Origin of the sequence: Streptomyces sp. NPDC048196, assembly GCF_040652715.1 — a bacterium.
Lineage (GTDB): Bacteria > Actinomycetota > Actinomycetes > Streptomycetales > Streptomycetaceae > Streptomyces > Streptomyces siderophoricus.
Window position 1 is genome coordinate 72,846 of sequence record NZ_JBEZMM010000007.1, and the last position, 15,151, is coordinate 87,996.

At 70.4% G+C, this 15,151-nt stretch carries 14 protein-coding genes and 1 riboswitch; of the genes, 8 read left to right on the forward strand and 6 right to left on the reverse strand.

What is annotated here, in order from left to right; genetic code table 11:
- Nucleotides 1–242: 242 nt before the first annotated feature.
- Together AB0E02_RS10900 and AB0E02_RS10905 are read left to right on the forward strand one after the other, a co-directional pair.
- Nucleotides 243–1,316: a metallophosphoesterase gene (locus AB0E02_RS10900; RefSeq protein ID WP_362137694.1), complete on the forward strand. Its 1,074-nt coding sequence runs from the start codon at nt 243–245 to the stop codon at nt 1,314–1,316.
- A gap of 225 nt (nt 1,317–1,541) precedes the next feature.
- Nucleotides 1,542–2,444, forward strand: coding sequence for a hypothetical protein (locus AB0E02_RS10905; RefSeq protein ID WP_362137695.1), 903 nt, complete (start codon nt 1,542–1,544; stop codon nt 2,442–2,444).
- Between the two features lie 194 nt (nt 2,445–2,638).
- Here AB0E02_RS10905 and thiC read toward each other — a convergent pair whose 3' ends face one another.
- The gene (gene thiC / locus AB0E02_RS10910) at nt 2,639–4,429 is read right to left on the reverse strand and encodes a phosphomethylpyrimidine synthase ThiC (RefSeq protein WP_362137696.1); all 1,791 of its coding nucleotides are present in this window, start codon (nt 4,427–4,429) and stop codon (nt 2,639–2,641) included.
- Nucleotides 4,423–4,579, reverse strand: a riboswitch (TPP riboswitch). Its footprint overlaps the gene before it by 7 nt.
- A 260-nt stretch (nt 4,580–4,839) precedes the next feature.
- Between thiC and AB0E02_RS10915 the strand changes: the two genes are divergently transcribed.
- A complete protein-coding gene (locus tag AB0E02_RS10915) occupies nt 4,840–6,468 on the forward strand; it encodes a YibE/F family protein (protein ID WP_362137829.1) in 1,629 nt (542 codons plus the stop codon).
- Between the two features lie 476 nt (nt 6,469–6,944).
- On the opposite strand, the gene AB0E02_RS10920 is transcribed toward AB0E02_RS10915, so the two are convergent.
- From AB0E02_RS10920 to AB0E02_RS10935, 4 genes are all read right to left on the reverse strand, one after another.
- Complete coding sequence (locus tag AB0E02_RS10920) at nt 6,945–7,367, reverse strand: SsgA family sporulation/cell division regulator (protein WP_030411991.1); 423 nt, start codon at nt 7,365–7,367, stop codon at nt 6,945–6,947.
- A gap of 104 nt (nt 7,368–7,471) precedes the next feature.
- Nucleotides 7,472–8,206 (reverse strand): IclR family transcriptional regulator C-terminal domain-containing protein, encoded by a 735-nt coding sequence (locus AB0E02_RS10925; RefSeq protein WP_362137830.1) that lies wholly within the window; start codon nt 8,204–8,206, stop codon nt 7,472–7,474.
- Between the two features lie 954 nt (nt 8,207–9,160).
- Nucleotides 9,161–9,385 carry a DUF5326 family protein gene (locus AB0E02_RS10930; protein ID WP_362137697.1) on the reverse strand — a complete coding sequence of 75 codons (225 nt, stop codon included), beginning with the start codon at nt 9,383–9,385 and terminating at the stop codon, nt 9,161–9,163.
- 236 nt (nt 9,386–9,621) lie between these two features.
- Nucleotides 9,622–9,939 carry a cupin domain-containing protein gene (locus AB0E02_RS10935; protein ID WP_362137698.1) on the reverse strand — a complete coding sequence of 106 codons (318 nt, stop codon included), beginning with the start codon at nt 9,937–9,939 and terminating at the stop codon, nt 9,622–9,624.
- Nucleotides 9,940–9,988: 49 nt separating this feature from the next.
- Here AB0E02_RS10935 and AB0E02_RS10940 point away from each other — a divergent pair, with 49 nt between their 5' ends.
- From AB0E02_RS10940 to AB0E02_RS10960, 5 genes are all read left to right on the forward strand, one after another.
- Complete coding sequence (locus AB0E02_RS10940) at nt 9,989–10,366, forward strand: phage holin family protein (RefSeq protein ID WP_261956660.1); 378 nt, start codon at nt 9,989–9,991, stop codon at nt 10,364–10,366.
- A 3-nt stretch (nt 10,367–10,369) separates the two neighbouring features.
- Nucleotides 10,370–10,966 (forward strand): low molecular weight protein-tyrosine-phosphatase, encoded by a 597-nt coding sequence (locus tag AB0E02_RS10945; protein ID WP_362137699.1) that lies wholly within the window; start codon nt 10,370–10,372, stop codon nt 10,964–10,966.
- Entirely contained in the window at nt 10,963–12,099 is a 1,137-nt protein-coding gene (locus tag AB0E02_RS10950; RefSeq protein ID WP_362137700.1) for a cystathionine gamma-lyase, read from the forward strand. The genes AB0E02_RS10945 and AB0E02_RS10950 overlap by 4 nt, the downstream gene beginning before the upstream one ends.
- A gap of 304 nt (nt 12,100–12,403) precedes the next feature.
- Nucleotides 12,404–13,300 (forward strand): LysR family transcriptional regulator, encoded by an 897-nt coding sequence (locus AB0E02_RS10955; protein ID WP_362137701.1) that lies wholly within the window; start codon nt 12,404–12,406, stop codon nt 13,298–13,300.
- Nucleotides 13,301–13,541: 241 nt separating this feature from the next.
- A complete protein-coding gene (locus AB0E02_RS10960; RefSeq protein WP_362137702.1) occupies nt 13,542–14,021 on the forward strand; it encodes an NUDIX hydrolase in 480 nt (159 codons plus the stop codon).
- Nucleotides 14,022–14,144: 123 nt separating this feature from the next.
- On the opposite strand, the gene AB0E02_RS10965 is transcribed toward AB0E02_RS10960, so the two are convergent.
- Entirely contained in the window at nt 14,145–15,110 is a 966-nt protein-coding gene (locus AB0E02_RS10965; protein WP_362137831.1) for a pyridoxamine 5'-phosphate oxidase family protein, read from the reverse strand.
- Nucleotides 15,111–15,151 lie beyond the last annotated feature (41 nt).

Genomic DNA, 15,151 nt, shown 5'->3' on the forward strand with positions numbered 1-15,151 from the left:
CCCGGGAGAAATCAGCCGCGAATGCCAGGCTCCAGCGGATTGACCACCCCCGGGTGCGTCACAACCCGCGACCGGCATTCCTATGATGGGCGCACGACACCGCGGACCGCCGTCGACCAGGCAAGGTCCGAGAGGTGCACGGCGGCGCAACGGTGGAGGGGTCGATGACTCAGGGGGCCAGTCAGGAACCCATGGTGTGGACCATGGGTGGACAAGCTCCGGCGTCCGCTCCGCCGCCCGAAATGTCTGCCGGATCCCCCGTGCCGCCGGCCGGCCCGCCGGTCCATCTGCCCGCCGGTCCCCCGGTCGCACCGCCCACCGCGCCCCCTGCACCCCCCGCGGTGCCGCCGGCCTCGCCGCCGGTCGAGCTGCCCGAGGACTACACCCCTACCGCCCGCGACCTGCCGGTCGTCACCCCGGGCCGGACGGACACGCTCATCGACCGGCCGTCCGTCGCGCCGGTCCCCGACCCGGCCATGAGCTCCGACGCGCCCGAGGGCATGGGCCCCCTCTACGTCGTCGGCGATGTGCACGGCTACTACGACGAGCTGCGCGAGGCGCTGGCCGCCGAAGGCCTGATCGACGCCGACGGCAGCTGGGCGGCCGGCAACGCCCGGCTGTGGTTCCTCGGCGACTTCACCGACCGCGGCCCGGACGGCATCGGCGTGATCGACCTGGTCATGCAGCTGTCCGCGGAGGCCGCGGCGGCCGGCGGCTACTGCAAGGCCCTGATGGGCAATCACGAGCTGCTGCTGCTGGGCGCCAAGCGGTTCGGCGACACCCCTGTGCAGTCCGGCGCCGGCACCGCCTCGTTCCAGGCCGCCTGGCTCCTCAACGGCGGCCAGAAGACCGACATGGACCGCCTGGAGGACCACCACCTGCAGTGGATGGCCCGGCTGGACGCCGTGATGGAGGAGGACGGGCATCTGCTCGTGCACTCCGACACCACCGCCTACCTCGAATACGGCGACTCCATCGAGGCCGTCAACGACACCGTCCACGAGGTCCTCACCCGCAGCGACGCCGACGAAGTCTGGGACCTCTTCCGGAAGTTCACCAAGCGCTTCGCCTTCCGCGACGAGTCCGGCTCGCAGGCCGTACGCGAACTCCTGGACGCCTACGGCGGTGACCGCGTCGTGCACGGCCACAGCCCGATCCCGTACCTCCTGGGCGAGGTCGGCACGGAGGACGGCGAGGGCGACGGCATCGCGGTCGACGGTCCGCACGTCTACGCCGACGGTCTGGCCATCGCCATGGACGGCGGCATCACGATGGCCGGAAAGCTGCTGGTCGTCCAACTCCCCCTGACTGGCTGAGCGTTCCCGGGGCAGGTATCCCCCGGACCGGCGGGACGACCGGTGCGGGCAGGGACGAGGGGAGACACCGGCGGGATCCGGTCGGGCGGTTACTCAATTTCCGCAAACTCTCTGTCACCCCGGACCGGAGTCGCTCTACCATCGGTCTATCCGTAGCAGGCTCTCCTCCGTTTCCGCCCACTGCCCGGCCCACGCCGGCCGTACGGCCCTACGGAGCATCGGGGGATGCACATGAACAGCGCTCCGCACCTGCTGAACGAGGACCGCGCGGAATTCGCGCGGCTCCTTGATGAGGCGCTGCGTACCGCGGAATACCGCCCGGACGACCTCACCGCCGCCACGGGAAAGCATCTGAACAACGAGCAGTTGCGCACGATGGCGCTCAGCGCGACCACCGCCATCGCCGCCTGCGCAACGGCCGAATACCAACGCTATGTCCAGCTCCGTGCCGAGCTGCGGGCACCGGCACCGGCCGTCTCCGGCCCGGCGTCCGGCCCCGTGGTGCCCGCCGGGGAGCACGAGGAGGACGCCGAGGAGGGGCCGGGACCGGCCACCGACCCGGCCGGGGACGAGGCCGGAAACACCGGTGCCGGGCTGGCGGCGGTGGTCACCGTGCTCGCCCCGGTCCTCGCCGGTATCGCCGCCGTGCTCTTTCTCGTCATCGGCTACGTCCTGCGCGCGGTCAGCCCCGACAAGTCGCTGGCGCAGCCACTGATCAGCGTCGGCTGGGTGTTCGCGGCGCTCACCGCGGCCGGCTCCCTGGTCGCGATGACCTGCCTGGTCGTCACCGCACTGCGCAACGGCCCGTCCGCCGAGTCCGCCAGAGTCGACGAGCTGTACGAGTCCCTGGAGCAGGCCCGGGAGGCGTGGCGGCGCGCCCTGCTGGAGCGCGGGCTGCTGCCCTTTCTGCGCGAGGCGCTCGCCGACCCCACGGCCACTCCGGACGACGACCCGGTCCGCTACGTCCCGCGCCGCACCCCGGTCTCCGAGAGCCGCATCCCGACGCTCGGTTACACCCGCCCGGAGTTCTCCAGCCCCGAAACCGGCTCCTCGGCCTCCCGGCCGCGCTACTCCAGCCCGGACTTCACCAGCCCGGATCACGGGGGGCCGGACGAGGGGGCGGACTAGGAGCCGGGCGGCGCGAGGAACCGGGCGGCGCTCGGACCGGGCGGCGCCAGGAACCGGGCGGCGCTCGGACCGGGCGGCGCCAGGAACCCGACGGCGCTCGGGACCAGGCGGCGCCAGGAACCGGATGGGGGAGGCGGCGGTGGAGGCCCTGTTGGGGCCCAGCCCTGTCGGGGCCCCCACACGCCGTCAGCCGATCAGTCCGCCAGCGGCAGGTACACCCGGTTCCCCGCTGCCGCGAACTCCTTCGACTTCTCCAGCATCCCGGCCTCGACCTCCTCGGGCGTGGCGTCCGCGTCGCCGCCGAACTGCTCCGTGATGCTCCTGCTGATCTTCATGGAGCAGAACTTCGGCCCGCACATCGAGCAGAAGTGCGCCGTCTTGGCCGGCTCGGCGGGCAGCGTCTCGTCGTGGAAGGCGCGTGCCGTGTCCGGGTCGAGAGCCAGGTTGAACTGGTCCTCCCAGCGGAACTCGAAGCGCGCGTCGGAGAGCGCGTCGTCCCATTCCTGGGCGCCCGGGTGCCCCTTGGCCAGATCCGCCGCATGGGCCGCGATCTTGTAGGTGATCACGCCGGTCTTGACGTCATCGCGGTCCGGCAGGCCCAGGTGCTCCTTGGGCGTGACGTAGCAGAGCATCGCGGTGCCCCACCAGGCGATCATCGCCGCGCCGATACCGGAGGTGATGTGGTCGTAGGCGGGCGCGATGTCGGTGGTCAGCGGCCCGAGCGTGTAGAACGGGGCCTCCTCGCAGATCTCCTGCTGGAGGTCGATGTTCTCCTTGATCTTGTGCATCGGGACATGTCCCGGGCCCTCGATCATCGTCTGCACGCCGTGCCGCTTGGCGATGGTGTTGAGCTCGCCAAGCGTCTTCAGCTCCGCGAACTGCGCCTCGTCGTTGGCGTCCGCGATGGAGCCGGGGCGCAGGCCGTCACCGAGCGAGTAGGTCACGTCGTAGGAGGCGAGGATCTCGCAGAGCTCCTCGAAGTGCGTGTAGAGGAACGACTCCTTGTGGTGCGCCAGACACCACGCGGCCATGATCGAGCCGCCGCGCGAGACGATGCCGGTCTTGCGGCGGGCGGTGAGCGGGACGTAGCGGAGCAGCACACCGGCGTGCACCGTCATGTAGTCCACGCCCTGTTCGGCCTGCTCGATGACGGTGTCCTTGTAGATCTCCCAGGTCAGCTCCTCCGCCTTGCCGTCGACCTTCTCCAGCGCCTGGTAGAGCGGGACGGTGCCGATCGGGACGGGGGAGTTGCGCAGCACCCACTCGCGGGTGGTGTGGATGTTGCGGCCGGTGGAGAGGTCCATGACCGTGTCCGCGCCCCAGCGCGTCGCCCACGTCATCTTCTCCACCTCCTCCTCGATGGAGGAAGTGACCGCCGAATTACCGATGTTGGCGTTCACCTTCACCAGGAAGTTCTTGCCGATGATCATCGGCTCGATCTCCGGGTGGTTGACGTTGGCCGGCAGCACCGCGCGGCCGGCCGCGATCTCGTCCCGTACGAACTCCGGCGCGACGTTCTCGCGGAGTGCGACGTACTCCATCTCCGCGGTGACCTCGCCGCGCCGGGCGTAGGCGAGCTGGGTGACCGCGGCGCCGTCACGGCCGCGGCGCGGCTGGCGCGGGCGGCCGGGGAAGACCGCGTCGAGGTTCTTGAGGCCGCCGCGCGGCGAGGTGTGCTTGAGGCCGTCGTCCTCCGGGCGCAGAGGCCGGCCCGCGTACTCCTCGGTGTCGCCGCGGCCGATGATCCAGTTCTCCCGCAGCGGCGCCAGGCCACGGCGGACGTCGGTTTCGATGTTCGGGTCGGTATATGGCCCTGACGTGTCGTAGAGCGTCACGTCCTTGCCGTTGGTGAGGTGCACTCGCCGGACCGGTACCCGCAGGTCCGGGCGCGATCCGGAGACATAGCCCTTGTGCCAGCCGATCTCCTTCGGCTCGCCGCTGGCACCGCTTCCGCTTTCGGGCGTGCGTGCATCCTGCAGAGTCATAAGACCCAACTCCCTACGCCGGCATTACCCGGTAACAGGTTCGGCGGTCGACGCAGCGGTACCCGTCCGCCGGTGTTTCACGTGAAACACCGCTGGGACGAAGGTCAGCGCCCTCTCAGCCCGGTGCTCCGAGCTCCCGCGATTGCAAAGGTGGCACCACGGTAGCGGCCGATGCCGCGGAGTGAACAGGGGGCCCGTCGGAACGGAGCACCGACAGCAGCCGCACGTCTTGCGAGGGCAGCCGGACATCTTGCAATGATCGGGCGGTGAGCACTCACGAGCCCCACCTTCCGCCCGGCCGCCCGCAGCCCGGCCGTCCGTATACCGGTCGTCAGCAGTCCGGTCGGCAGCAGTCCGGCGCGCAGGGGGGTCCACCGACGGGTCCGCTGGCTGGTCCGCAGGCCGGCCAACTGGCTGGTCCACTGGCTGGTCAGCAGGCCGGCCCGCAGGGGGGTGGACACGGGGATGGGCACGGGCATGAGCAGGCGCACGCCCACGGCCATGGCTCCGGGCACGGGCACGGGCACAGTCATGGCCACGGGCACAGTCATGGCCACGGACCTGCCGCGCCCGTTTCCCGGCATCTGCGCAAGGTGATCGCGGCGGTCCTGATCCCGTTCGCGGCCGCGGTGGCGGTCGGCCTGGTCGTGCTCTGGCCGGGCGGTGCACCACCGCACAAACCGTCCGGTGTGGGCTTCGACCAGCCCACGGAACGTGCCCGCGTGATCAAGGTCGCGGAGGTCAACTGCGCCGACGTACATGCCGAGCAGCAGCCCCAGCCACCGTCGCCGACCGGGCAACAGCCGACCGGGGGAGCGGCGAAGGGAAAGCCCTGCCAGCAGGCGACGATCAAGGTCACCACGGGCGAGAACACCGGACGCACCTTCCAGACGGTGGTGACGCCGGACGCGCTCCGGCACTACTCCACCGGACAGGACGTCGTGGTGGCGTACTCCCCCAAGGCGCCCAAGGAGCTCCAGTACTCGGTCAGCGATGTCGACCGGTCGGTGCCGATGTGGATCCTGGCGGGAATCTTCGCCCTGGCGGTCGTCGTCGTAGGACGGCTGCGCGGGGTGCTGGCGCTGGTGGCACTGGCGGCCAGCTTCGTCGTCCTGACGCTGTTCATCCTGCCGGCGATCCTCCAGGGCTCCGATCCGCTGGTGGTGGCCGTGGTCGGAGGCAGCGCGATCATGCTGATCGCCCTGTACATGTGCCACGGCCTGACGGCGCGCACCTCGGTCGCGGTGCTCGGCACCCTCGCGTCGCTGCTGCTGATCGGGCTGCTGGGGTCCGTGTTCATCAACTGGGCGCTGCTGACCGGCAATACGGACGACACCACGGGTCTGGTGCACGGCCTCTATCCGAACATCGAGATCCGCGGTCTGCTGCTGGCCGGGATCATCATCGGGTCCCTGGGCGTGCTCGACGATGTGACGGTCACCCAGACCGCGGCGATCTGGGAGCTACGGGAGGCGGACCCGTCGGCCGGCTGGCGCAAGCTGTACGGCGCGGCAATGCGGATCGGCCGGGATCACATCGCCTCCGTCGTCAACACCCTCGTACTGGCCTACGCGGGCGCCGCCCTGCCGTTGCTTTTGCTGTTCTCCATCGCACAGAGCAGCGTCGGCACGGTCGCCACGAGCGAGGTGGTGGCCGAGGAAATCGTCCGCACCCTGGTGGGCAGCATCGGCCTGGTGGCCTCGGTACCCCTGACGACGCTACTGGCAGCCCTGGTCGTCGCAGCAGACCGCAAAAAGCCCAGCCCCCGAGGCAGAGGCACCCGCCCAAATATCTCCGAGGCCGAGAGCGCCACGTCCCCACCGGACACCCTCGGCACGCGCGGCGCAGCCGCCCCATCGGACATCCCCGGCACACGGAGTGCAGTGGCCCCGCCGGGTAACTACGGCACGCAGGGTGCGACCGCCCCACCGGACACCCACGGGACGCAGCAGACGGCCGGGTCATCAGAGCAATCAGCAGCCACCCCCCGCCCGAGCTCCAGCCACCGCGGAGGCCGCGGCAGGCGCCGTCGGCGGTGAGGAGGGGAAGCAGGGGGCTAGGGAGCGGTTCGGTTCGGAGATCGCATCGTGCGAGGTCTATGGCTCGACACCGGCTGGAGGCGCGGAGGCCAGGCCCACGCGAGCCGTAGGCGCGGGGCACCCGGAACGCGAGGACGCGACACCCTGGGACGCGGGGACGGGGGCCGCGCGAACGCGGGGACACGGGGCGCCACCCCCGGGACGCGGAACGCGAGGACACGGGACGCGGTCACGATGGGGTGGCCGGCCGGGCGCGGACGCGCGAGCGCGGATCGAGGTTCTCCCCGCAGACGGGCACGCACCCGGGCGACACCAGAAGGCCACGAACCGGGCCGCAGCCAGACCGGCACGGACGTCGCAACCAGGCCGGCACGACCCCGGCCGCAAGAGATAGGCGCGGCCGCGGGTCGCAGCCAGGTGGGCGACGCGGCCAGGGGACAGGGTCGAGTGGGCTGGGCCGGTGGGGCGCGGGCGGGTCAGCCGGCGGGGGCCTCCGTGAGGATCTGGTCCAGGACCGCTTCCAGGGTGTCGCAGACCTCTTCCTTGCCAAGCGGGACGAGCCGGTCCGTACGGTCCAGGAAGGCGACCAGAGGCGCCGCGCTGACCCGGAACAGGGCGCGCTCGATGCCCACTTGAAGGCTGATGAAGACGTCGCTGAGGTGCGCGGTCGAGGCCGGTTCGATCCGCACATCACCCTCACCGGACGGCCGACTCAGCCCGTCCAGCAGCAGCTCACGACCGAACGCCCAGGTCACGGGCGCATCGCCGGGCAGGTCGAAGGTGAGACGGACGGCATACGGATCGGCGCTGTCGAAGTCGAGATCCACCGGGATCCGGAACGAAAGCTCCTCGGAGACGACGAAGCTCATGATCACTTCTGCCTGAACTGTGTCGGTCATCAACCACTGCCCCGCACTTGATCGGAGATAGCCGGGAAACATCCCCCATAGCCCTATTGACGCCATCGTCGGCCAGGTGCAGGCAGATCACAAGGAGTGAGTTTTCAGATACTGATAGAGAAGGCGAGTGTCGTTAGTGTCGCCTCCGCCATTTTTCGTAGTCGATCCGTAACGGACCGCAATCGATGCAGTTCTTCCGCGGGCAGCGAGACCGCCAAGGCCGCCGCGGCCGCACCGACCTGGATGGGAATGGCCGCACAGACCGTGCCGAGGGCATATTCGTGGCGTTCGTAGGCGGCCTGACCGCGACGCACCGTATCCAGACGGCGCAGCAGATCGTCCTCGGTGTCCAGGGAGAACGGGGTTATGGACTGCACGGGATAGCGGGCCAGATGCTCCTTCCTTGTCGCGTCGTCAAGCTGAGCGAGCAGACATTGCCCGATCGCGTGGGCGTGGGCGGTGCTTCGGAAGTCGACCCACTCCTCCACCGGCGGCCGTTCCGGGTCGTCGGTCACCGCCACGACCTCCACTTCACCCTCGCGGTAGACGGCGAAGTAGACGGCGGCTCCCAACTCCCGGCCCGCGAGCGCCAGCGCCTCCGAGATCTGGGACCGCTGCCGGCGCCTGGCCCCGGCCCGGCCGATGGCTTCGGCCGCCTCCCCGAAGACGAACACGCCGTTCTCCCGGCGCAGATAGCCCTCGTGGGTCAGGGTCCGCAGCAGGTGGTACGTCGTCGGCAGCGGCAGTCCGGTCTCTCTGGCGAGTTGTTTGGCGGGCGCCCCGTCCTCGTGCGCCCCCACCGCCTCCAGCAACCGGAGCGCCCGCTGCACCGATCCGATCAGGGTGGGGTGAGAGCCGGATTCGCCATTCGCCGTTGCCAACGCCAACCCCCAGGTTCCGCTCGCCGCGGGGCCCGGGCACCCCGGTCGCGGGAACCGCTCCCGCGCCCGCGCGTCGCCCGTCCCCCGGCGGTGACACCCGTCCCGGCCTCGCCTCATGCAGCGCCTCCCAAACGTCACCACCCGCACTGCGACATCCGCACGCCGCCATCCGAACGCCACCGCCCGGGCGTCATGTCCAGGCGGCACCGTGAGAACGTCAACATGCGTAACGTCACCATCCGGAAGACGTCTGCGGTCCGCACTCTAGCTCCGCACATCGCGCCGGTAGGCCGAAAGCCGAGGGAGTTAACCCGCCTGGCCCAGCGGCAATTTCAAGGGAAATTGATGCGGCGGGGGCGCTGTTGGGTTCGGTCCTTGCCGGGCACCGTTCGCTCCTTGCCGGGGCACCGTCATCCGGGAACACCAGCGTCCCGGCCCGACCTGCCTCTGGACCACATTCGTCCAGGCGCCGCCGTCGCCGGGCACCCACCTCCGCCCGAAGCAACGCCCATTGGAAGCGATGCCCGTTCCAAGCAATGTCCGTTGCAAGCGATGTCCGTTGCAAGCGACGTCCATCCTGGGTCGGATCCGCCCAGGGTCGCGACCGTCGGGGTCACGTCAGTCGGGGTCGCGTCGGTCGGGGTTGTTTCCGCCGAGGTCGTATCCGTCCGAGGTCGCGCTCGGGCCCGAAGGCACCTTCCCCTTCGGCGGGCCACATCCCGGGCCCGCCGGGGCGGGTGATCGCCCGCCCCGGGGAAGCGGGTGCCCGGGCGCGGACCACTGCGGAGAAGTGGGTGCCCGGGCGGGCGACCACTGAGAGGAGAAGCCGCTGCCCGCGCGTGGGCGCCGGGGCGGAGCAACCACACGCAGGTGGACCGCCGCGGTGGGCGGTCCCCGGCGCGGCCCCGTGGCTTACCAGTCGGTCTTCGACGAGGACGACGAGGAGCCGGTGAACCGGCGGACCAGGTAAAGGACACCCGCGATCAGAGCCGCCGCTATGAGGACCTTGAACAGCAGGCCGATCAGGAAGTGGAGCGCGGAGGCGATCAGGCCGCCGAAGACCACGATCAGGATGACGGGCACCACAACCCAGGTGACCCACCACGGAAGTCCTGTGAATATCCCCTTACCAGCCACTGCTCTGCCCTGCTTTCTGTCGGTCGCGCTGTCTGTACCGTTGTCCGTACCGCGCTATCTGTCCGGTGCGCTGCGTCTCAGCGCCGATGGCACCGTCCGCGGGCTGTGGACCTGCCGCCTCGCCGCCTCCGGCTCTTCCATCACCCCCGATGCTAGGGCGCCGGACACCGCCGCGGGGGCCTCGCAGCCCTGGCTCAACCCTGACTTGTCCCCTACGGGTTTCGGGGTCCCGACCCTTAGCTCTCAGGAGGAGAGAAGACCACCATCACCCGCAGATCCTCGCTGATGTGATGGAACTTGTGCGGTACCCCGGCCGGCACGTAGACGACGCTGCCGCGCGCCACCGGCTCCGTCTCCGCCCCGACGGTGATCAATCCCCGGCCGCTGACGACGAGGTAGACCTCGTCCTGGGCGTGCGGCTGCTGCGGATCGATGCTGCCGGCATCCAGCGCGTACAGCCCGACCGACATGTTGCGCTCCCGGATGAACTGCAGATAAGCGCCGTCGTTCGCGACCCTCTCTGCTTCCAGTTCCTCCAGCCTGAAAGCCTTCATGCCGTTCGCACCCCTCTGATGATTCACACTCGTCTGCGACGATCTCACCATGAAGCATTTTCTGGTCAAGACGATCGCCAACGCCGCGGCGCTTGCCGTGGCCATCTGGCTGCTCAAGGACATCACGCTGACCGGCGAGAACACCGGCCGCAAGATACTCACCCTGATCCTCGTGGCGCTGATCTTCGGGTTGGTCAACTTCATCGTGAAGCCCGTCGTGAAGCTGCTGTCCCTGCCCTTGTTCATCCTCACCCTCGGCCTGATCACGCTGGTCGTGAACGCGCTGATGTTGCTGCTGACCTCCTGGCTCGCGGGCAAGGCCGACCTCGCCTTCCATGTGAACGGTTTCTGGACGGCTGTGCTCGGTGGCGTGATCGTCTCGGTCGTCTCCTGGGCGATGCACGTGATCCTTCCCGACGAGGACTGACCATTGACCGTTCCGTACCGCGTCTGCTTCGTCTGCACCGGCAACATCTGCCGGTCGCCGATGGCGGAGTCCGTCTTCCGCGCCCGGGTCGCGGAGGACGGGCTCGACGGCCTGGTGGAGGTGGACAGCGCGGGCACCGGCGGCTGGCACGAGGGTGACGGCGCCGATCCGCGCACGGTCGCCGTTCTGCGCGCGGCCGGCTACCCGACCGCCCACACCGCCCGGCAGTTCCGCGCCTCCTGGTTCGCCCGCCTCGACCTCGTGATCGCCCTCGACTCCGGCCATCTGCGCGAGCTCCGCAGGCTGGCTCGCACGCCGCAGGACGCCGCCAAGGTGCGGCTGCTGCGTTCGTACGCGGGGCAGGCCGCTGCCGACCTCGACGTCCCGGACCCTTACTACGGCGGTTTCGAGGGCTTCGAGGAGTGCCTGGAGATGATCGAGACGGCGAGCGACGGCCTGCTGGCCGAGGTCCGCACCGCGCTCACCGCGCGCACGCTGCTCCCGGCACGCGCGCCCGAGCCGGACGACCGGCACCCCGCGCGGGTCCCTCACCACCCGCGGGGGGCCACGTACCACCCGCAGGAGAAGGAGAACGCATGACGGGTGACGGCACCCGCGCCGTACGAGCCGGGCTCCCGGAGCCGGAAGCCTTCGAACCGGCGCTGCCCGGACCGGTCTTCGCGGCCCACTACCACCTCCCCGGCGACGCCGTCGGCCCGTACACCTACGGCCGCGACACCAACCCGACATGGACCCGTCTGGAACGTGCCATCGGGGAGTTGGAGTCCCCGGGCAGCACCGCGCACACCGTCGCGTTCGCCTCGGGGATGGCGGCGATCAGTGCCGTGCTCTTCTCCCAGTTGCGCTCCGGCGATGCGGTCGTGCTGCCCAGCGACGGTTACCAGCTGCTGCCCGCCGTCCGCACCCGGCTGGAGAGCTACGGCATCGAGGTGCGTACGGCCCCGACCGCACAGGACGCCCAACTCGACGTGCTGAACGGCGCCCGGCTGCTGTGGATCGAGACGCCCTCCAACCCCGGCCTCGATGTGTGTGACGTCCGCCGGCTCGCCGACGAGGCTCATCGGCGCGGTGCCCTGGTCGCGGTCGACAACACCCTCGCCACGCCGCTCGGCCAGCGCCCGCTGGACCTCGGGGCGGACTTCTCGGTCGCCAGCGGCACCAAGGCACTGACCGGCCACGGCGATGTCCTGCTCGGCTACGTCACCGCCCGCGACGCCGCGCTGGCAGACGCCGTACGGCAGTGGCGCAAGACCGTGGGCGCGATCCCCGGCCCCATGGAGAGCTGGCTGGCGCACCGCTCGCTGGCCACCCTCGCCCTGCGCGTCCGCCAGCAGTCGGCCGGCGCCCTGGCGCTCGCCACCGCACTGGCCGACCGTCCGGAGGTCACCGGCCTGCGCCACCCCGGCCTGCCGGCCGACCCGGCCCACCCGCTCGCCGTTCGCCAGATGCGCCCCGGCCACTTCGGCTCCGTGGTGTCCTTCACCCTCCCGGACAAGGCCCACGCGGAACGCTTCCTGGCCGCCCTCACCCTGGTCGACGACGCCACGAGCTTCGGCGGCGTGCGCTCCACCGCCGAACGCCGCGCCCGCTGGGGCGGCGACGCCGTACCCGAGGGCTTCATCCGCTTCTCGGTCGGCATCGAGGACCCGGACGATCTGATCGCGGATGTCCTCCGCGCGCTGGACACGGCCAACACGGGCAAAGCAGCCTGATCTGCCACCGGCTGCCGACCGAACGGCCAGCTCCAAGGCGCCACATGCGAGGGGCTGGGCATAAGAAGGGCCGGACATAAGAAGGGGCCGGCAGGGTATCCCCCCTCGTCACCCTGCCGGCCGCGGTTGTGTGGTGCGCGCCGCCACGTGTTTCACGTGAAACCGAATGTTCCACGTGAAACCAACCGCTCGAACAAGGCTAGTTGACTGAGCGTCAGTGTCCAATCACGCTATAGACACAGCCCTATCCGCAATTTTATGACTGGCCCGCGACCAGGCTTCCGAGAGGCGCAGGAGGTACGGGATGGATCTGGCTCTGCTGCGCACCTTCGTCACGGTGCACCGAGCCGGTTCCTTCACCCGCGCCGCGGCGTTACTCGGGCTGTCCCAACCCGCCGTGACCAGCCAGATCCGGGCGCTGGAACGCCAGTTGGGCCGTCCGCTCTTCCTCCGGTATGCCCGTGGTGTCACGCCTACCACCGTCGGCGATGAGCTCGCCCACAAAGTGGCACCCCACCTCGACGCGCTCACCGAGATCACCGAGGCCGGGCTAGACCGGGAGTCCGTCACCCGCACCCTGCATCTCGCCGGGCCACCGGAGTTCATGGCCCAACGCGCCCTTCCCGCACTGGCTCCGCTCATCACCCGGGGCCTCTCCCTCCGCACCACCTTCGGCTCCGCGGACGAGCTGCTGACCGGGCTGGCGGCCGGCCACCACGATCTGACCGTCACCACCACCCGGCCGCGCGGCGGGCTGTTGACCGCCACCGCGCTGTGCGACGAGGAACATGTGCTGATCGCCGCGCCCTCCTGGTCGGCGCAGTTCGGCGGCCCGGCCGTGCTACAGGCGGGCGGGGTCCGCGTACTGGATTCCGTACCGCTCGTCGAGGTCCACGAAAGCCTGCCGATGATCGCCCGCTACTGGACCGAGGTCTTCGACGCCAAGCCCGCGGCGTCCGCCGCCGTCATCGCCGCCGATCTGCGGGCGGTACTGGCGTGCGTGACGGCCGGGGCTGGGCTGGCCGTGCTGCCGCGCTATCTGTGCGCCGAGGCGCTCGCGTGCGGCGAGGTCGTGGCGCTCCTCGATCCTCCGGTGCCCCCGCTGCGCACCTACTTCCTCGCCGTACGGACCGGGACGCTGGGCCTGCCGCATATCGCCCGGGCTCACGAGTGGCTGCTGCGGTCCGCGGTCGACTGGTGACGAGCCGCGGACAGGGGACGGCCGGCGGCGAACTGTGGACCTCGGTCGCCTGGCGGCGCAATGCGAACCTCGGTCGCCTGGCAGCGAGCCGCGGACGTCGGTCGGCCGACAGTGAGCCGCGGTGGCCAGTGGACCGGGGGGCCGGGGGACCGGGGGGGCCGGTGAGGAGCTGCGGTGCCCGGGCGGCTGGTGACGGAGGGGCGGGGGTTTCACCAGGGCGTGGTTGCGGCATCTGTCGACTATGACCGTACGGCCAGTCGTCAAACGCACCGCCCGCGCGATTCTGCTCGACGGCGAGGACCTGATTCTGATCAAACGCACCAAGCCGGGACGGGCCCCGTACTGGATCACCCCTGGTGGCGGCGTTGAGGCGGAGGACGCCACGGTCGTCGACGCGCTCCATCGCGAGCTGGACGAGGAGCTGGGGGCCAAGATCAAGGACGTGGTCCCGGTCTTCGTCGACACCGTCGAGCACTTCAGCGACGGCGGGGTGGACGGCGTGAAGGTCCAGCACTTCTTCGTCTGCCGGCTCGACTCCATGGACCCCACCCGCCGGCACGGCCCCGAGGTCGACGAGCCGTGCGGCGACTACGAGATCGTGCGGGTGCCGTTCACCCGCGTCGGCATCGCCTCCGTCGAGGTCGTCCCGCTGTCGTTGCGGCACTATCTCGACGGCAACATCGAGGGCGTACGGGCGATGCACGCGCCGGACCTGGGGTGAGCCGGGAGCCCGCGGGCCTGCGCTGAGCCTGCGCAGGCGGTGAGCCCACGGTGCCGGGGCCATGGTGCAGCAGGGGTCGCGGTGCAGGGGCCGAGGTGCAGGGTTCGCGGCCGGGCTGACGCCTCAGGCGTCGCGTCGGTCGAACCAGCCGCGGAACTCCGGCTCGTCCTCCGCCGCCCGACGCGGCTGGGCACGCGCCAGCACCCGCTCGACCCGGTCGAGGAACTCCGCGTTCAGCTCCCCCACGAAGCCGTCCCCACCCGGGACAGCGGCCGCCCGGGCACTGGACGAGGGTCCGGTCAGCGAGGGCCGGAAGGGGAGAGAAGGGAACGAGGAGGGGGATGAGGGGGGAGAGGCGGTTCGGCTTCCGTTCCCGGCACCGTGCGGCGCTGCCGCCTCCCCCTCCGTGTCCTCATGCAGGCCACCGCGGAGGTGTTCGTTCTTGCGCTCCGGGCGGCGGAACGGCGCTCGGTCGCTCGCCTCGGCCGCCGCGCCGAAGAAGTCACCGCCCTTCCGCTTGACGTCGTCGGTGCCCCAGGCCCGCGCCCCGCGCTGCTGCGGCGGGACCTTCTGGAGATGCGGTATGTGCTTGGCGCAGTGGATGTACGCCTCCTCGACCTCGACCATGACCCACAACTGGGCCCGCCGACCGGGGATCGGATCGACCGGCAGGCCGGGATGGCCGGCCCGCATCTCCTCGTCCATCACCACCCGGGCCCGGCCGTTGACGTGCAGGCCGATGCGGTCCCGGGTGAAGTCGACCATCAGGATGCCGAGACGGGGGTTCTCCGAGATGTTGCCGATGGACGCCATGACGCCATTTCCCCGGTATTCCGGGTACGTCAGCGTGCGGGCGTCGAGCACCTGCACAAATCCGGGCGGTCCGGCGCGGAACGTCGCATCGCATTCGCCGTGCCGGTCGGCCGTGGAGAGGAAGAACATCTCCTGTCGGGCGACGAACTCCTGCATTCGGGCATTGAGGTGGTCCAGCACCTGGTCCCGGTAGAACCGGTCGGCCCGCTGGGTCGTACCGAGTCTCTGCTGCACCAGGTGCTCGCCGTCGCTCCCGGGGCGCTCTCCTTGCGGCATATCCCGCATAACCCGCGCCTCTCGTGTCGGCCCGTATTCGC

What these genes read in the sequence shown, in the direction of transcription:
- AB0E02_RS10900 (WP_362137694.1), top strand. Translation starts at nt 243, where the DNA reads ATGTCTGCCGGATCCCCCGTGCCGCCGGCCGGCCCGCCGGTCCATCTG.
- AB0E02_RS10905 (WP_362137695.1), top strand. Translation starts at nt 1,542, where the DNA reads ATGCACATGAACAGCGCTCCGCACCTGCTGAACGAGGACCGCGCGGAA.
- thiC (WP_362137696.1), bottom strand. Translation starts at nt 4,429, where the DNA reads ATGACTCTGCAGGATGCACGCACGCCCGAAAGCGGAAGCGGTGCCAGC.
- AB0E02_RS10920 (WP_030411991.1), bottom strand. Translation starts at nt 7,367, where the DNA reads ATGACCGACACAGTTCAGGCAGAAGTGATCATGAGCTTCGTCGTCTCC.
- AB0E02_RS10935 (WP_362137698.1), bottom strand. Translation starts at nt 9,939, where the DNA reads ATGAAGGCTTTCAGGCTGGAGGAACTGGAAGCAGAGAGGGTCGCGAAC.
- AB0E02_RS10940 (WP_261956660.1), top strand. Translation starts at nt 9,989, where the DNA reads ATGAAGCATTTTCTGGTCAAGACGATCGCCAACGCCGCGGCGCTTGCC.
- AB0E02_RS10950 (WP_362137700.1), top strand. Translation starts at nt 10,963, where the DNA reads ATGACGGGTGACGGCACCCGCGCCGTACGAGCCGGGCTCCCGGAGCCG.
- AB0E02_RS10955 (WP_362137701.1), top strand. Translation starts at nt 12,404, where the DNA reads ATGGATCTGGCTCTGCTGCGCACCTTCGTCACGGTGCACCGAGCCGGT.
- AB0E02_RS10960 (WP_362137702.1), top strand. Translation starts at nt 13,542, where the DNA reads ATGACCGTACGGCCAGTCGTCAAACGCACCGCCCGCGCGATTCTGCTC.
- AB0E02_RS10965 (WP_362137831.1), bottom strand. Translation starts at nt 15,110, where the DNA reads ATGCCGCAAGGAGAGCGCCCCGGGAGCGACGGCGAGCACCTGGTGCAG.